Annotated in this window: 13 protein-coding genes; 6 read left to right on the top strand and 7 right to left on the bottom strand. The window is 62.2% G+C overall.

Annotation, left to right across the window (positions count from 1 at the left end):
- Nucleotides 1–135: 135 nt before the first annotated feature.
- The 4 genes from groES to QDT69_RS22670 all read left to right on the top strand — a co-directional run bounded on the left by groES (nucleotide 136) and on the right by QDT69_RS22670 (nucleotide 4,721).
- Nucleotides 136–423 carry a co-chaperone GroES gene (groES, locus tag QDT69_RS22655; protein ID WP_021077051.1) on the top strand — a complete coding sequence of 96 codons (288 nt, stop codon included), beginning with the start codon at nucleotides 136–138 and terminating at the stop codon, nucleotides 421–423.
- 85 nt (nucleotides 424–508) lie between these two features.
- Complete coding sequence (gene groL / locus QDT69_RS22660; protein ID WP_279708689.1) at nucleotides 509–2,134, top strand: chaperonin GroEL; 1,626 nt, start codon at nucleotides 509–511, stop codon at nucleotides 2,132–2,134.
- A 148-nt stretch (nucleotides 2,135–2,282) separates the two neighbouring features.
- Complete coding sequence (locus tag QDT69_RS22665; RefSeq protein ID WP_279708690.1) at nucleotides 2,283–3,116, top strand: MetQ/NlpA family ABC transporter substrate-binding protein; 834 nt, start codon at nucleotides 2,283–2,285, stop codon at nucleotides 3,114–3,116.
- Between the two features lie 9 nt (nucleotides 3,117–3,125).
- Entirely contained in the window at nucleotides 3,126–4,721 is a 1,596-nt protein-coding gene (locus tag QDT69_RS22670; RefSeq protein ID WP_279708691.1) for an ABC transporter substrate-binding protein, read from the top strand.
- On the opposite strand, the gene QDT69_RS22675 is transcribed toward QDT69_RS22670, so the two are convergent.
- Genes QDT69_RS22675 through QDT69_RS22690 form a run of 4 tightly spaced genes read right to left on the bottom strand, consistent with a single transcriptional unit; the run spans nucleotide 4,718 to nucleotide 8,627 of the window.
- Nucleotides 4,718–5,677, bottom strand: coding sequence for an oligopeptide/dipeptide ABC transporter ATP-binding protein (locus QDT69_RS22675; RefSeq protein ID WP_279708692.1), 960 nt, complete (start codon nucleotides 5,675–5,677; stop codon nucleotides 4,718–4,720). The genes QDT69_RS22670 and QDT69_RS22675 overlap by 4 nt on opposite strands.
- Nucleotides 5,655–6,659, bottom strand: coding sequence for an ABC transporter ATP-binding protein (locus tag QDT69_RS22680; RefSeq protein ID WP_279708693.1), 1,005 nt, complete (start codon nucleotides 6,657–6,659; stop codon nucleotides 5,655–5,657). The genes QDT69_RS22675 and QDT69_RS22680 overlap by 23 nt, the downstream gene beginning before the upstream one ends.
- A gap of 1 nt (nucleotide 6,660) precedes the next feature.
- Nucleotides 6,661–7,638 (bottom strand): ABC transporter permease, encoded by a 978-nt coding sequence (locus QDT69_RS22685; protein ID WP_279708694.1) that lies wholly within the window; start codon nucleotides 7,636–7,638, stop codon nucleotides 6,661–6,663.
- A 2-nt stretch (nucleotides 7,639–7,640) separates the two neighbouring features.
- Complete coding sequence (locus QDT69_RS22690; protein ID WP_279708695.1) at nucleotides 7,641–8,627, bottom strand: ABC transporter permease; 987 nt, start codon at nucleotides 8,625–8,627, stop codon at nucleotides 7,641–7,643.
- Between the two features lie 211 nt (nucleotides 8,628–8,838).
- Between QDT69_RS22690 and QDT69_RS22695 the strand changes: the two genes are divergently transcribed.
- The gene (locus QDT69_RS22695) at nucleotides 8,839–10,041 is read left to right on the top strand and encodes an LLM class flavin-dependent oxidoreductase (protein WP_279708782.1); all 1,203 of its coding nucleotides are present in this window, start codon (nucleotides 8,839–8,841) and stop codon (nucleotides 10,039–10,041) included.
- Between the two features lie 17 nt (nucleotides 10,042–10,058).
- Here the strand turns inward: QDT69_RS22695 and QDT69_RS22700 are convergent, their stop codons facing one another.
- From QDT69_RS22700 to QDT69_RS22710, 3 genes are read right to left on the bottom strand one after another with little or no spacing between them, the layout of a single operon-like run.
- Entirely contained in the window at nucleotides 10,059–11,456 is a 1,398-nt protein-coding gene (locus tag QDT69_RS22700) for an LLM class flavin-dependent oxidoreductase (RefSeq protein ID WP_279708696.1), read from the bottom strand.
- Between the two features lie 15 nt (nucleotides 11,457–11,471).
- A complete protein-coding gene (locus QDT69_RS22705) occupies nucleotides 11,472–12,653 on the bottom strand; it encodes an acyl-CoA dehydrogenase family protein (protein WP_279708697.1) in 1,182 nt (393 codons plus the stop codon).
- Between the two features lie 19 nt (nucleotides 12,654–12,672).
- Nucleotides 12,673–14,280 carry an ABC transporter substrate-binding protein gene (locus QDT69_RS22710; RefSeq protein WP_279708698.1) on the bottom strand — a complete coding sequence of 536 codons (1,608 nt, stop codon included), beginning with the start codon at nucleotides 14,278–14,280 and terminating at the stop codon, nucleotides 12,673–12,675.
- Between the two features lie 262 nt (nucleotides 14,281–14,542).
- Between QDT69_RS22710 and QDT69_RS22715 the strand changes: the two genes are divergently transcribed.
- Nucleotides 14,543–16,141, top strand: coding sequence for an ABC transporter substrate-binding protein (locus tag QDT69_RS22715; protein WP_279708699.1), 1,599 nt, complete (start codon nucleotides 14,543–14,545; stop codon nucleotides 16,139–16,141).
- Nucleotides 16,142–16,173: the final 32 nt, after the last annotated feature.

The following is a 16,173-nucleotide window of genomic DNA, read 5'->3' on the forward strand; positions in this document are numbered from 1 at the left end:
GCAATCATCTATTTTGTCGACGCAATTTGACATGGACACGACACGATCGCGACCATAACGTTTTGAAGGCGTCAAAAGCGATATTGCACCGTTGATGCGCGAACCTGAACGCAAATATTATCAAAGGTAGGCCCGATGAGCTTCCGTCCGTTGCATGATCGTGTAGTGATCCGCCGCATCGAGGAGACCAACAAGACCAAGGGTGGAATCATCATTCCCGACACCGCGAAGGAGAAACCTCAGGAAGGAGAAGTCGTCGCCGTCGGCGGCGGGGCGCGGGATGAAACCGGCAAGCTGCATCCACTCGACGTGAAGAAAGGCGATCGGGTCCTGTTCGGAAAATGGTCCGGAACAGAGGTCAAGATCAATGGCGAAGATCTGCTGATCGCCAAGGAATCCGACATTCTCGGCGTGATCGCCTAGACCTCGTCATCAACAACACCTCAACGATGTCCAACCGCGCAGTCTTGTGCGCGGCAGGGACAGTCTTGCTCGAAGGACAGTGCATATGGCTGCAAAGGATGTGAAATTCTCGACCGATGCCCGCGATCGCCTCTTGCGCGGCGTGGACACGCTTGCGAACGCCGTCAAGGTGACTTTGGGCCCCAAAGGGCGCAATGTCGTCATCGAAAAGGCATTCGGGGCTCCGCGGATCACCAAGGACGGCGTGACGGTCGCCAAGGAGATCGAACTCGCGGATAAATACGAGAACATCGGTGCGCAGCTTCTGCGCGAGGTGGCTTCCAAGACCAACGATCTCGCCGGCGATGGCACCACGACCGCGACCGTACTGGCGCAAGCCATCGTCCGGGAGGGCGCGAAGGCCGTCGCTGCAAGCCTCAATCCTCTCGACCTCAAGCGCGGTATTGACCTGGCGGTCGCCGAGGCGATCAAGGATATCGAAAAGCGGGCGCGAAAGGTGCAGTCCTCCGAAGAAGTCGCCCAGGTCGGCACGATCTCGGCGAACGGCGATGTCGCGGTCGGAAAGATCATCGCTAACGCCGTCAAGAAGGTCGGCAACGATGGCGTCATCACCGTCGAGGAAGCAAAGAGCCTCGACACCGAGCTCGATGTCGTGGAAGGCCTCCAGTTCGACCGTGGCTATCTGTCACCCTATTTCGTCACGAACGCGGAGAAATTGCTGGTCGAGTTCGAAGATCCCTATCTCCTGATCCATGAAGCCAAGCTGAATTCGCTGCATCCCTTGCTGCCGGTACTTGAGGCGGTCGCGCAGTCCGGCAAGCCGCTGCTGATTGTCGCCGAGGATGTCGAAGGCGAGGCGCTTGCGACCCTGGTCGTCAACAGGCTTCGCGGCGGCCTCAAGGTGGCCGCCGTGAAGGCGCCAGGGTTCGGCGATCGGCGAAAAGCGCAGCTCGAGGATATTGCGGTCCTGACGGGGGGGCAGACGATCTCGGATGAACTTGGAATCAAGCTCGAAAACGTGACGCTGTCGCAGCTTGGCCGTGCCAAGCGGGTCCGGATCGACAAGGAGAGCACGACGATCGTCGGCGGGGCCGGCAAGCGCAAGGATATCGACAGCCGGATTGCCCAGATCAGGGCGCAGATCGAAGAGACCACTTCGGAGTATGACCGCGAGAAGCTGCAGGAACGCCTTGCCAAGCTCTCGGGCGGGGTTGCCGTGATCCGCGTCGGTGGCGCGACCGAGGTCGAGGTCAAGGAAAAGAAGGATCGTGTCGACGACGCGCTCAATGCCACGCGAGCGGCAATCGCGGAAGGCATCGTGCCCGGCGGCGGTGTTGCGTTGTTGCGGGCGAAGGCCGCCATCGGTCGGCTGAGCCATGCCAATTCCGATGTGCAGGCCGGAATCAATATCGTGCTCAAGGCGCTGGAAAGTCCGATCCGGCAGATCGCTGAGAATGCGGGCGTTGAGGGATCCATCGTAGTCGGGAAGATCCTGGAGCAGCGATCGCCGACCTACGGCTTCAATGCGCAGACTGAGGAGTATGTCGACCTGATCGAGGCTGGGATCGTCGACCCGGCGAAGGTGGTGCGAACTGCATTGCAGGATGCGGCCTCGGTCGCGTCATTGATCGTGACCACGGAAGCGCTGGTCGCCGAACTGCCAAAGGACAAGCCAGCAATCGCAGCTCCCGGGGCGGGGGGAGAGTTCTGAGCAACCGGCCGGCGGTCTCGCCGGTCGATTGATCAGAACGGGACTGTCGCGCGGAGAAACGGCCAAACGGCGGCGTTGGTCGGGTCTCCCGCGACAGTCGGCTCCGTCGCGATTGGATGGCCGCAGCAAGTATCGGGAAAAGAAGACAGTGTTCCAGGGAAGCCTGCATCATCTCTCCAAAGCGAGTCGGCCGAGACTACGCTTCGCGATTGGCCTGGCGCTCGTCGGGTTGCGTGCCAGCGTATCGCCGGTTTCGGCCGATGAAAGACCGCTCAGAATCGGGCTCGCGACCAGCATATCGAACCAGGCCGCCGAGATTGCGGCGAGCGAAGCCAAGGCACAGGGCCTGAACGTCGAACTGATCGAGTTCAACGACTGGAATACGCCAAATCGCGCGGTCGCCGAAAAGGAGATCGACGCGAATCTGTTCCAGCATGTCCCATTCCTTGAATTCAGCGTCAAAAATGCGGGCTACAAGCTCGTTCCCGTCGCGCCGGCTTTCAGCACTCCGTTCGGACTTTATTCCAAGAAGTACAAATCGATCCCGGATCTCCCGGACAATGCCCGGGTCGCGATCTCAAGTGATGCCGTGAACACCGGTCGAGCGCTGCTGCTTCTGCAGCGAGCCGGCCTCATCGAGCTCAAGCCGGGAGCCGATCATCGTGCAAAGATCGAGGACATCGTCACATACCGCAAGCCATTGAAGCTGGTCCAACTCGAAGGGCCGCAGATTGCGCGTTCCCTTGATGACGTTGACGCCGCGGCAACCTATCCGACGTTTGCGAGGCTTGCGGGGCTCGATCCGTCCTCGGGTCTGATCTTTGAGAATGCCCCGATTTATGCCTTTCAGTTCGTGACGCGGCCGGAATTGAAGGACGACGCGCGCCTGAGCCGCTTCATCTCCGTCTATCGTGACTCCGAGGCTGTGCATGCCAAGTTGCGCGAGCTTTACAGATCGCTCGTGACCTTCCCGGGGTCGTAGGGAGGCACAATGGTCTCGATCTCCCGACGAACCTTCGTCAAGGCAACTCTGGCTGGACTCGCGGCGCCGGCCGCTGGCGCGCGGGCGCAGGAGGACAGCCCCCGTTCCGGCGGGAGACTGACCTTCGTGATCCAGCCCGAACCGACCACGCTGGTGTGCTTCAACACGACGGAGGGGCCGGCTATCCAGGCCAGCACCAAGGTGGTTGAGGGGCTGCTGACCTACGACTTCGAGCTCAATCCCAGACCGCAGCTCGCAACGGCCTGGAGCGTCAGCGAAGACGGGTTGCAATATCGTTTCGAGTTGCGGCGGAACGTGAAATGGCATGACGGCCAGCTGTTTACGGCAGCGGACGTCGTCTATTCCATCGGTCTTCTCAAATCCGCGCATCCACGTGGTCGTACGACGTTTGCCAGCCTGCTCGAAGCCCGTGCGGTCGACGAGCATACGGTCGTGCTTAAACTGTCGAAGCCGGCGCCGTATCTGCTCTACGCGCTGGCGGCGGGCGAGTCTCCGATCGTCCCGCGTCACATTTACGACGGCAAGGGCGATCCGCTGCAGAATCCCAACAATCGTGCGCCAATTGGGACCGGGCCCTTCGTCTTCAAGGAATGGGTGCTCGGCAATTATGTCGGCTATGTCCGCAATCCGAACTACTGGGACAGCCCGAAGCCATATCTTGACGCCTTGCTGGTTCGCGTAATCCCTGACGGGGCTGCGCGCGCCGTCGCATTTGAAACCGGTGAGCTCGACCTCGGCGGATCGACGCCCGTTTCGCCGCTGGATCTCGAGCGCTTCCGCTCCCTTCCGCACCTGGGCCAGGAGACGCGTGGCTACGAATATTCTCCGACGCTGTACGGCCTGGAGTTCAATCTGGATCATCCGATCCTGAAGAGCCCGCAAGTTCGGAAGGCGATCGCGCATGCGGTCGACCCCGCCGTGGTGCTGAACGTGGCATGGTACGGACTGGGAGAACGGACGGTCAGCATTGTCAGTCCAACCTTGAAGCGGTTCTACAACGACAAGGTCCCGACATACCCTTATGATCCGAAGGCAGCGGCCAGGCTCCTGGACGAAGCCGGCTTCCCCTTGAGAGGCCGTTGGCGGTTTGCGCTGACGCACGACTTCCAGCCCTTTGGCGAGAACTTCAAGCGCAGCGGCGAAGCCCTGAAGAGCGCGTTGGCCGCCGTTGGCATCGACGTAACCGTTCGCGGGCAGGATTTTCCAAGCTATCTGAAGCGCGTCTATACCGACCGCGACTACGACTTCACCTTTCACCCCTTCACCAACATGTTCGATCCGACGGTCGGCTTGCAGAGGTTCTTCACCAGCGACAACTATCGCAAGGGCGTGGCCTTCACCAATGCGAGCCATTACTCCAATGCGGAGGTCGATCAGCTCTTTGCCCAGATTGCCGTCGAATCCGACACGACCAGGCGCAGGGCGCTGATTGATCGCTTTCAGGAGGTTGTCGCCGATGAGCTTCCGGTGCTTCCCTTGATGCTGAGCAAGCCCGTGACGGTCTACAACCGGCGCGTGGTCGGGCACACCATCGATAGTGCCGGTGTGCAGGGCAATTTTGCGGAAGTCTGGCTGCGCGGTTAGGTCGGGTCCGATACTGCAATTATCTCGGCGTGATGGCATGCCACCCGCTGGCCGGAGCGGGCGCTGCGCAGCTCAGGAGACTGCTGTTTGCAGAGCTCCGTTGCGAGCGGACAGCGTGGTTGGAAGCGACAGCCCTTGGTCGCGTTGCGCGGGTCCGGCAGGTCGCCTGGCAGGGGTGCTGCGTAGCGCCGCCGGGCGGGGTCCGGGACAGCGTCGATCAGCGCGCGGGTGTAGGGATGCAGCGGCCTCTTCCAGATTTGCTCATGGCTGCCGGCTTCGACGATGCGCCCGAGATACATCACCAGCACCCGATCCGACAGATAACGCACGACCGAGAGATCGTGGGATATGAAGAGCAGCGACAGCTTCAAGTCGCGCTTGATGTCGGCGAGCAGATTGAGGATTTGAGCTTGCACGGATAGATCCAGCGCGGACACCGGCTCGTCGCAGATGATCAGGTCCGGTCCCAGGACCAGCGCTCGTGCGATTCCGATGCGCTGACGCTGGCCGCCCGAAAATTCATGCGGATAGCGTGCAACCGCGTCCTCCGGCAAGCCGACCTGGGACAGGATTGCGCTGACCCGCTGGCGTCGGTCGGCGCGTGAGCCTACGCGATGGACGTCGAGCGGTGCCAATAGAATATCGCCGATGGTCTGGCGCGGATTGAGCGAGGCGAACGGATCCTGGAACACCATCTGCAGCCTGCGCCGGTAGGCCCGCAGTCGCTGCTGTGGCAGCGTGGTGAGATCCACGCCGTCGAACGCGATACGGCCGGCCGACGGTTCAACGAGCCGCAGGATCGTCTTGCCGAGGGTCGACTTTCCGCAGCCGGACTCTCCAACGAGACCGACAGTCTCGCCCGGCGCGATGTCGAGCGATACGCCATCCACCGCGTGGACCGGGGCGGTACCGACCCGATAGGTGGTCTTGAGATCAGTAACTGACAGCAGCGTCATGAGGCAGACCGCGAGATGGTTCGGTGAGATCGACGTGGCAGGCAACGCGCCGTCCAATTGCCGCGTCGCGTTCGTGCGGGACATTGGTCCGGCACAGCGCCAATCGGTTCGGACACCGCGGTGCAAAGGGACAACCTGCCTGGGTGGTGGCAGAAGCGATGTTGCCGGGGATTTCCGACAGCCTGGCGCTTCGGTAGTGCAAGTTCTCGTGCAATCGGGGGGAGGCCGCGAGAAGGCCGTGCGTGTAGGGATGCAAGGGGCGCTCGAACAGGATGCCTGGCGGCGCCTCCTCGACCTTTCGTCCGGCATACATCACCACGACACGGTCGGCCCATTGGCCGACAAGGCCGAGATCATGGGTGATCAACAGCAGTGATAGCGACAGCTCGCGGCGCAGGCGGTCGAGCAGTTCGAGCACCTGGGCCTGGATGGTCACATCGAGCGCTGTGGTCGGCTCGTCCGCGATCAGGATCTTCGGACGGCACGCCGCCGCGATCGCGATCATGACGCGCTGGCGCATGCCACCCGACAGTCGGTGCGGATGGTCGTCCAGGCACCGCTCAGGGTTGGGAATGCGCACCAGATCGAGCAGTTCAGCGGCTTCACGGCGCGCCTGCGCCTTTGAGAGGCCGCGATGCACTTGCAGAACCTCGGTGACCTGCCGGCCGATGGTCAGCACCGGGTTGAGCGACGTCATCGGTTCCTGGAAGATCATTGCGATATCGCGGCCCCGCCGGCGACGCATCTCGATCTCCGGGAGCGCGAGCAACTCGTCGTCCCGGAGGCGGACCCGACCGGAGACAATACGCGCGGTGCCGGGGAGCAGGCGCATCAGCGCCAATGCCGTCAGCGATTTCCCTGAGCCGGATTCGCCGACGATGGCAAGCGTTTCCGCTGGAGCGAGGCTGAAGCTGAGGTTCCGCACTGGCGTTGCGCTTGGAAAGGCGATGGTGAGGTCGCGGACGTCGAGCAGGGATGCCATCCTATCGTTCCCTGCTGAGGCGAGGATTAAGCACATCCGTCAGGCCATCACCGATCAAGTTCAGTGAAAGCACGGTCAGAACGATGACCAGGCCAGGCAACGCGGTGAGATACCATGCCGTTCTGATCAATTCGCGCCCGGAGCCGATCATGCTGCCCCAGCTCACGACATTCGGGTCCCCCAGTCCGAGGAATGACAGTGCCGCTTCCATCAGGATTGCGGTTGCGACCATCACCGATGTGGTGACGATAATGGCCGGGAGCGCATTCGGCAGGATCTCGCGAACGACGATGCGGGTGTCGCTGAAGCCGAGCGAGCGCGCCGCCATGACGAATTCCTTCTCACGCAGCACCCGAAACTCGGCGCGGACCAGCCGTGCGATGGTGGGCCATGTGACGAGCCCGATTGCCCAGGTTACCGTTGCTATCGAGGGCTGCGCGATCGCGACCAGTACGACGAGCAGGATAAAGCTCGGAACGGTCTGGAACAGCTCGATGACCCGGACCAGGATGTCGTCGATGAGGCCGCCTCGATAACCAGCGACGGCGCCCACCGCGATGCCGATCGTGACACCAATCGTCGTGGCGACAAATCCGATCAGGAGCGAGATTCGCGCGCCATGCATGAGGCCGGCGGCGACGTCGCGGCCCAGAGAGTCGGTTCCAAGAGGGTATGCAAGATCCTGTCCGGGCCATAGCAGCGGTCGAGCCACCATCGAGAGGGGATCGCCAGGATAAAGAAGCGGCGCGAACACAGCCGCGGCGATGATCACCAGCAACAGCGTCGCGCCGGCGACGAGAGACGGATTTCGCCTGAGGCGACTGAACAATTGCGATCGCGATTGGCTCGCGTCGGTAGCGATCACATGCGTGTCCGGTGCGTGAACGTTCGGCCATTCGGGGCGCTCTGGCGCGGTTAGTGGCCGATCATCAGCGGCCCGTTCGGCCGAATGTGTGGAGTCGAGGGCGGCGTCGGTCATGGTCAGCGAGTCTCGATGCGAGGGTCGAGCCAGGCCTGCACGAGATCAACCGTCATGTTTGCGATGATCACGAGCAGGGAGGAGAGCAGGAGGATTCCGAGGAGCACGCTGAAGTCGCGGCTCATCACGGCCTCGAAGGCGAGGCGGCCGAGGCCGGGCCAGCTGTACACGGTCTCGACCACCACTGCGCCGCCTAGCAGGCCTCCGAAGTGCATGCCGGCGACCGTGGTGACCGGCAATAAGGCGTTGCGTAGTACATGGCGCACCGTGATCGTGAGCGGAGAGAGCCCTTTCGCGGCGGCCGTGCGCACATAGTCCTGCGCCTGAGCCTCCAGCATGGCGGCGCGGGCAAGCCGGGAATAGATCGCGATGTAGAACAGCGAGAGCGAGAGGGCGGGAAGAACCATGTAGCGGGCGCGGTCGATCAGCAGATCGAAGCCGCTGAGGTTCGCGCCGATCGTGGCGGCACCGCCGCTCGGCAACCAGCCCAGCTTGACGGAAAATAGCAGGATCAGCATCAGGCCGATCCAGAAGCGGGGTATCGAGTAGAGCAGCGTGACCACGATTGAGATCAGGCGATCCGGCCAACGGCCGGCGAACGTCGCCATCACGATGCCAAGCGCAATGCCGCCGGCGAGGGCGATGACGAGCGCGGTTGCCATCAGGGCCACCGTGCCGGGCAGTCGCTGACCGATGATGTCGGCGACCGGAAGATTGTAGCGCGGTGAGTAGCCAAGGCTCAAATGGGCAAGGTTATCGAGATAAGCTGCAAGCTGCAGCAGGATCGGCTGATCGAGGCCGAAACGGCTGCGCAGCGCCGCCACCGTTTCCATCGTCGCCGATCCGGACTCGCCGGCAAGGACATCGGCGGCATCTCCCGGCGCGAGCTGCAGCAGAAAAAAATTGATGACGACGATTCCGATCACCGTCGGGATCGCCTGCCAGATCGTCCGGCGAAAAGTCTTTCCGATGCGCTGGATGCTCGACATGTTTCTTCTAACTTCCGTGTCGTGTCGAAAAGATGTGTTTGCTCAAGCCGTCGTTCTTCGCGCGGTAAGCGCGCGGAGACACTCCACGAGGAGAGAGGAGACGCCGTTGACAATGCCGATGCGCGTCGCCAACGTCGACGCATTCGCGTGCGATCGTATCGATGTTGCGGATGCTCCACGGACGGCACGTATCACCACGACGGACATGAATATGACCATAGTGCACAAGCCGGGTGACATCGTTAGCTGGCCGGTCTTTTCCAGCCCCAGCCAGTTTCCGGAAAGTCCTTTGTCGAGGGCGCTGCAACAGCCGCTGCTGCTTGGCTTGTTCCTGCCGATCCAGGCGGGTGGCTGGAGCGCGTCGACCCTGTCGCGCTCGACGACGTGGACGTTCGACTACAATCGCGATCTCACGCTCAGCGCGGAGTCCTTCGGCTTCGATCTCGTGTTCGCGCTGTCGCAATGGCTGCCGAAGGGCGGCTACGGTGGTGTCTTTACGGGCGAAGCGCTCGATTCGTTCATCACTACCGCTTCGCTTGCCGCTGTCACGTCGCGGATCATGCTGATCTCGACTATCCACGTGCTCTACGGGCCGATCCATCCCCTGCATCTCGCCAAATACGGTGCCACGCTGGATCATATTTCGGGAGGGCGCTGGGGGATCAATGTCGTGACCGGCCATCGCGCAATCGAGCACGAAGCATTCGGCTGGAACCAGATCGAGCATGACAGGCGCTACGAACTGGCGGCCGAGTTTATCGAGGTGGTGCAGCGGCTGTGGGGCGACAAGGAGAACTTCTCTTTCGAGGGAGAATCTCCCTGGCGCCTGAGCAATGCGTTCGTGACACCCAAGCCGCGGTTCGGACGACCAATCCTGGTCAATGCGACGGGATCGGACGCCGGCATCGCGTTCGCGGGCCGCTATTCCGACATCGTGTTCGTTACCAGCCCGGCGGGCTCGTCCTTTGCGAGTGCGATCGAAGCCCTGCCGGCACATGTCCAGCGCGTGAAGCAGTCGGCCATCGACGTCGGTCGCGAGGTGCGGACGCTGCTCAATCCGATGGTTGTCTGCCGGGAGACCGAGCGCGAGACCTGGCAGTATCACGACGCGATCGTCGATCACATCGATGCCGTCGCCAGCATGCAGAACTTTGCGAGCGATGCGCATGCCTGGAAGGGACGTGTCGGTGTCGATGCGCCGAAGCGCCGCGCTATCGGTGGCAATATCGAGGTGATCGGCACGCCCGAGCAGGTGGTGGAGCAGTTCATGCAACTCAAGAAGGCCGGGATCGACGGTCTCCAGCTCAGCTTCTTCGATTTCAAGCCTGATCTCGATTTCTTCGGACGCCGTGTGTTGCCATTGATGGAGCAGGCCGGGCTGCGCCATGCCGTGCCGAAGCTCGAGATTGGTTGACCGGGTTTCCATGCGGGTCAGGCGGAGGCTGCTTTAGGCGTTCGCCCCGCCGCGGACGGCCGGAAGCTCGCGGCAGGATGCGACAAGGGCAGGCGTGCCCGACCGGTGCCGAACACCTTCTCCCGCAACGTGCCCGGAGCGTATTCGGTCTTGTAGACACCGCGCCGCTGCAATTCCGGGACGACGAGTTCGGCGAAATCCTGATATCCGCCGGGCGTCACGGCATAGCTGAGGTTGAAGCCGTCGATACCGGTCTCGCCGACCCAGGCCTGCAGTTCGTCGGCGACTTCGGCGGGTGAGCCAACGATGACCGGACCGCGGCCGCCGATGCCGTTGTGTTCGATGATCTCGCGGATGGTCCAGGGGCGCTCGCTCCTGGAGAAGGAATCGATCATCGAAGTGACCGCGTTGTCCTTCTTCACGGTCGGAAACGGGTCGTCCAGGCTATAGCGGGACAGGTCGATCCCGGTCCAGCCCGACAGCAATGCGAGCGAGCCTTTGGGGTCAATATAGCGCTGATAGTCGCGGTATTTGGCTTCCGCGGCGACACGGGTCTCGGCGACAATCGCGGTCGTCAGGGCATAGAAGCGGATATCGTGCTCGTCGCGGCCGAACGCCCGCGCGCGTGCCCGCGTCTCGGCGACATTGGCCGCGGTGCGCGCCTTGGAGTGCTCCCCAAGGAATACCGCTTCGGCATGCCGGGCGGCGAAATCCTTGCCGCGATTGGAGGCGCCTGCCTGGAATAGGAACGGCGTCCGTTGCGGAGAGGGATGGGCGAGGTGGATGGCGTCGACCTTGAAATGCGCGCCGTGGTGATGAACTTTGCGGATGTGGTGCGGATCCGCGATCACGCCCTTGATGGGGTCGACGACAATGGCCTCGTCGTCCCAGCTACCCTCCCAAAGTGCATAAACCGCATCGAGGAATTCGTCGGCAAGATCGTAGCGGGGGTCGTGCGGCATGATGTTGTCGCGGCCGACCGCACGTGATGCCGCGTTGGAATAGCCGGTCACGATGTTCCAGGCGACGCGCCCCTTGGTCAGATGATCGAGGGTCGAGAAGCGGCGCGCGAGCGTGAAGGGCGGCTCATACGATACGGGTGCCGTGACGCCGATGCCGAGATGCTCCGTGACATGCGCCATGGCCGAGACCAGCAGCATAGGATCGAGCTTCGGAATCTGCGCGCCGCTGCGCAGCGCCGCATCGGCCGTTCCGGCATAAACGTCGTGAATGCCGATGCCGTCGGCGATGAAGATCGAGTCGAACTTGCCGGCTTCGAGAATGCGCGCCACGTCCGTCCAGTAATCAAGCGTATCGAAGTCCAGCGAGCGGTCGTCCGGATGGCGCCATAGCCCGGGAGAAAGGTGAACCGGGCTGAAGATGGCGAAGCCGTTGACCTGGATTTGCTTGGGCACGAGGGGCTTTCTCAGCTACTGGAATGTGGACGGCTCGGGATGGACGCCAGTCAGAAACCAGTTCCCAACGTTGCGCGTCTTGTATTCGGCGGGATTGTGCAGCGTGTGGATGCGGACATTGCGCCAGAAGCGGTCATAGCCATTGGCAATGGTAGCGGAGCGTGCACCCATCACCTCGAAGATGCGGCTGGTCACATCAAGCGCGACCTCACCGGCATGGGCATTGGCGCCGGCAATCACGACCGCGGCCTCGCCGCGCTCCTGGGGCGTCAGATCGCGGCCGCGCGACCAGACCCGATCGAGCGTCGCGGCCGCCTCATCCGCGAGCAGCGTGGCGGCCCTCACGCGCGTATAAAGCTCGCCATAGACCCGTCTGACCCAGGGATCATCGGTGTGCTTTTCAACGCCCGAATGAAGCCAGGGGCGGGACGTTTCCCGCGTATAGTCGCGCGCGGTGATCAGCGCGCCCTGCGCGCTGCCGATGAAGACGTTCAGCAGGGTGCTCTGCTGCAGGAAGGGCGTTACGGTCTGATAGGGACGGCCGCCGTCAGGCTTGTGGTCGAACACCTCGTTTCGATGAATCCGGACCCCGGTGTAGGTGACGCGCCCGCTTCCGGTTTGGCGCTGGCCGAAGCCGTCCCAATCGTTCTCGATCCGGATGCCGTCCCGGTTTGCCGGAATGGCCGCAAAGCTCCGTGCATTGGTGTCGCGGTCTTCCCAGGCGACCTGCAGATAGTCCGCGATATGCGATCCTGATGTGAACGGACGAAACCCGTCCAATATGTAGCCATCGGCATCGCGGCGACCGAACAGGCTCTTCGAGAAGCTGTTTGCGGTATTGCCCCAGAACCAGTTGCCGGCAGCAGACCGCCGGAAGATATCGGCAGCCTGCTCGGCCGTGCCGCGCAGATGGGCGGCATGCTGGGAGCCGAAGTGGTAGCCGTAGAGGTGTCCCAGGGCACCGTCCACTTTGGCAAACTCACGGGCGATCTTCAGCGCGGTCGACCAGCGTTCGCCGGCGCCGCCGAATTGCGTCGGTATCAACAGGTTGAGAAGACCGCTCTCCTTCAGCAAGGCCAACTGCTCGAGCGGTTTGCCGCCGGCACGATCGCGCTCGGCGGCGTCGCGCGCGAAGATCTCGCGCAACCGCGCTGCCTTGGCGAAATGGGGATTTGATGTATCGAGATCGAAGCTCATGAGGATATCCCGTGCGAGATCAGCTTTGCAGCCAGACGTCGGCAAAGTTGGCGGACGGTCCGTCGATCGTCGTGGTGTGATCGCGGACCTTGCGGTTGACGATGGTCAGGTTTGGTCCCGTCACCAGATTGATGTCGGGCAGGTCGGTCGCGACGATGACCTGGAAGGCGTAGAACAGCTCACGGCGCTTTGCCGGATCGCTTTCGACGGCAGCCGCTTCCAGCAGCCGGTCGACCTCAGGGTTGCTGTAGCCCGATCCGTTTGAGAAGGGCACGCCGGGTTTGAAGTTCTTCGACCAGTACAGCCGCTGCACGCCGACCGTAGGATCGAACGAATGGCTCATGCCGTTGCTCATGAAGTCGAAGTCGCGGTTTGTGTAGGTGCGCTTGAACCAGGTCGGAACGTCCTGTGCGCGCAGCGTCACGCCGATGCCAATCGTGGAAAGCGCCTGGCGCGTGTAGGCGCCAAGTTGCTGATAGGTCTCGCCATAGGGCATGTAATCATGGAAAACCTTGAAGCGCGTACCGTCCGGACCGCGTGGCAAGCCTGCGGCATCGAGCAACGCTTCGGCCTTCTTGGGCGCGAATTCGTAGCGCGGAATCCCGGGATTGTGGAATTGCTTCAGCGCCGGGCTGATTGCAGCCGGTGCGCTCTGTGTCCATCCGTAGAAAACGATGCGGTTGATCGCGTCGCGGTCTACCGCGTGCGCGACGGCACGCCGGACCTCCGGCTTGGCAAAGTAGGGATTGGCGAGGTTGAACTCGAGCCGGTACACGATGGGCTGATAGTCATAGCCGCGTGTTTCGGTCAGGAGGTTCGGGTTGGCCTTGAGCGTCTCGATCTGCCCGAGCGGCACCGGCGTATCAGGCGCGTAGTGGATCTCCCCGGTCTCGAGTGCAGCCGCGCGGGCGTTGGCGTCGGCGATGAAGCGGATGACGATGCGGTCGAGATAGGGCTTGCCCGGATCCCAATAATTGGGATTGCGCTCCAGCACGATGTGGCTGCCTTGTTTCCATTCCTTGAAAACGAAGGGACCAGTGCCAATCGGCGCGCGTCCGTTGGGATTGGCCAGGGGATCGGTGCCCTCATAGATGTGTCGCGGTACGATCGGTGATTCTGAGGCCGTGAGGGCAGCGAGCAGGTATGGCGCGGGCTTGTCGAGCACGATTTCCGCAACGTGCGGATCGGGCGTGCGCACCTCGCGTACCGAGGACAGCGTACCGCGGCCGCGCGGATGATGCTGCTTGAGAAGCTCGATGGAGTGCGCGACGTCTGCCGACGTGAAGTCGCGGCCATCGTGCCACTTTACACCGCGCCGGAGCTCGAACCGATAGCTGAGCCCGTCTTCGCTCTTCTGCCAGCTGGTCGCGAGCTGCGGGCGGGGATTGAAGTCCAGATCGAAGGTGACGAGCCCCTCGGTGACTTTTCCGCTCACGCGGGTGGTCGGGCCCGCGGTGTGCGTCAGGCTGACGAGGATGGGAGGCTCGGGCTGGATCACGACGTTCAGCGTTCCGCCATGCTTGCCTTCATCGGCCGCACGCGCCGAAGCCACCATTGGTCCGCCGACAAAGGCGCCGGAGGTCAACAGCAGAGCCTTTGTGATTTGCCGGCGCGTAAGCCAGTCCATTGCCGATCGCACGTCAGTTGTGAACAACGCGTCGCAATAATCCACCTCGAGGTCCGACAATCAATCCTGCGGAGCAGTTCTCCGCATAATGAAAATTTTGCTGCTGCATGCGGGGCACGTCGCGCTCATGAACGTGCGCCGGTGCTGCGAACAACAAAAGCAAATTCTCTGCGAAACATGATCAAGATTGAGGCGATACAACTTGCGTGGCGGATCCGGCGAGATGCTCTCTCCGTGCGCCGCGGTCTGACGCGGAGGCGCGATGTCGCTGGATCGACGGACCTTTAATCGCGGGCTTCTGGCCTCCGGCGCCGCCAGCCTGCTCGGTCCATCACAAGCGATGGCTGGTGACGCGAAACCCGTACCCGGCGGCACCTTGAATTGGGTGTACTACCCCGACCCTTCCGCGATCATCGCGATCAATACGTCGTCGGGAACCGGGCAGACGATCGGCACCAAGATCAACGAAGGGCTCCTTGCGTACGACTACGACCTCAATCCGAGGCCGGTGCTGGCGACAGCCTGGACCATCAGCGGCGATGGCAGGCGCTACACTTTCCGGCTGAGACCGAACGTGAAATGGTCTGATGGAAGGGAGTTCACGTCGGCCGACGTCGCATTTTCCATTGAGCGGCTGAAGATCGCTCATCCGCGCGGGCGCATCACGTTCGCGAATGTCGAGGCGGTCGAAACACCGGACCGTCTGACGGCCGTGATCGTGCTGTCAAAACCGGCCCCTTTCCTGATTTCGGCGCTGGCCGGTGCCGAATCTCCCATTGTGCCCAAGCACATTTACGAGGCTCTCAAGCCCGAGGAACAGCCCCGGCTCGAGCAGACGATCGGGACCGGTCCGTTCCTTCTGCGGGAATGGGTTCCCGGCAGTCATCTTCTGTTCGTTCGCAATCCGAACTATTGGGATGCGCCGAAGCCTTATGTCGACCGTCTGGTGCTAAAGGTCGTGCTGGATTCGGCCGCGCGTGCGGCGGCGCTTGAAGCGGGCGAGGTCGATATCGGGGCGACGCCGGTGCCATATGGCGATATCGAGCGTTTCAAGGTCGACAAGCGGTTCGTGGTCGATACCACGACCTACGCCTATTCGGGCCCACAGCAGCAGCTGTTCTTCAATTTCGATACGCAGATCCTGCAGGATCGCCGTGTCCGCAAGGCGATCGCCCATGCGATTGATCATCGGGCTTTGGTCAACGTCGTGTTCTTCGGCTACGGCCTGATCTCTCCGTCGCCGGTCAGCACGGCCCTGCCCAAGTTCTACGATCCGAAGATCCAGGCGTGGCCATTCGATCCCAAGGCGGGAGATCAATTGCTGGATGAGGCCGGCCTCAAGCGAGGCGCGGGCGGCATCAGGGCCAAGCTCAGGCTCACGCAAAATCCATTCCTGCCCGCGAGCTTCGCCGATTTCCTGCGCAATTCCCTGCGCCGAATTGGCCTGGACATCGAGATTCTGCGGTACGATCTCGCAACCTACCTGAATGTCGTCTATCGGGATCGAGCATTTGACCTGACGATCGAAAGCCTCTCCAACACGTTCGATCCGACGCTCGGCGTGCAACGCGCTTACTGGTCGAAGAATTTCCGCATCGGCCTGCCGTTCTCGAACGCGGCGCATTACAGCAATCCCGAGGTCGACCAGCTGCTGGAGGCAGCTGCGATCGAGCCGGATGCCGAGAAGCGGCGCGCGATCTGGTCCAAGTTCCAATCGATCGTCCACGAGGAAGTGGCGTCCGTCGACATCGTCGCGGCGGGCGGCGTGATCATTGCCAACAAGAAGGTTCGAAACTTCGCTCCCGGCGCTGAAGGATTGAACGGTAGCTTCGCCGATCTCTGGATCGACCCGTCGGTCTAGGCCATGACATCACATTCTTTTCCTTTCGCCTG

It is taken from the genome of Bradyrhizobium sp. CER78, assembly GCF_029846235.1.
Lineage (GTDB): Bacteria > Pseudomonadota > Alphaproteobacteria > Rhizobiales > Xanthobacteraceae > Bradyrhizobium.

Bases quoted from the DNA above. Each gene is read 5' to 3' on its own strand.
- groES (WP_021077051.1), top strand. From the start codon at position 136: ATGAGCTTCCGTCCGTTGCATGATCGTGTAGTGATCCGCCGCATCGAG.
- groL (WP_279708689.1), top strand. From the start codon at position 509: ATGGCTGCAAAGGATGTGAAATTCTCGACCGATGCCCGCGATCGCCTC.
- QDT69_RS22670 (WP_279708691.1), top strand. From the start codon at position 3,126: ATGGTCTCGATCTCCCGACGAACCTTCGTCAAGGCAACTCTGGCTGGA.
- QDT69_RS22675 (WP_279708692.1), bottom strand. From the start codon at position 5,677: ATGACGCTGCTGTCAGTTACTGATCTCAAGACCACCTATCGGGTCGGT.
- QDT69_RS22680 (WP_279708693.1), bottom strand. From the start codon at position 6,659: ATGGCATCCCTGCTCGACGTCCGCGACCTCACCATCGCCTTTCCAAGC.
- QDT69_RS22685 (WP_279708694.1), bottom strand. From the start codon at position 7,638: ATGACCGACGCCGCCCTCGACTCCACACATTCGGCCGAACGGGCCGCT.
- QDT69_RS22690 (WP_279708695.1), bottom strand. From the start codon at position 8,627: ATGTCGAGCATCCAGCGCATCGGAAAGACTTTTCGCCGGACGATCTGG.
- QDT69_RS22695 (WP_279708782.1), top strand. From the start codon at position 8,839: ATGACCATAGTGCACAAGCCGGGTGACATCGTTAGCTGGCCGGTCTTT.
- QDT69_RS22705 (WP_279708697.1), bottom strand. From the start codon at position 12,653: ATGAGCTTCGATCTCGATACATCAAATCCCCATTTCGCCAAGGCAGCG.
- QDT69_RS22710 (WP_279708698.1), bottom strand. From the start codon at position 14,280: ATGGACTGGCTTACGCGCCGGCAAATCACAAAGGCTCTGCTGTTGACC.
- QDT69_RS22715 (WP_279708699.1), top strand. From the start codon at position 14,543: ATGTCGCTGGATCGACGGACCTTTAATCGCGGGCTTCTGGCCTCCGGC.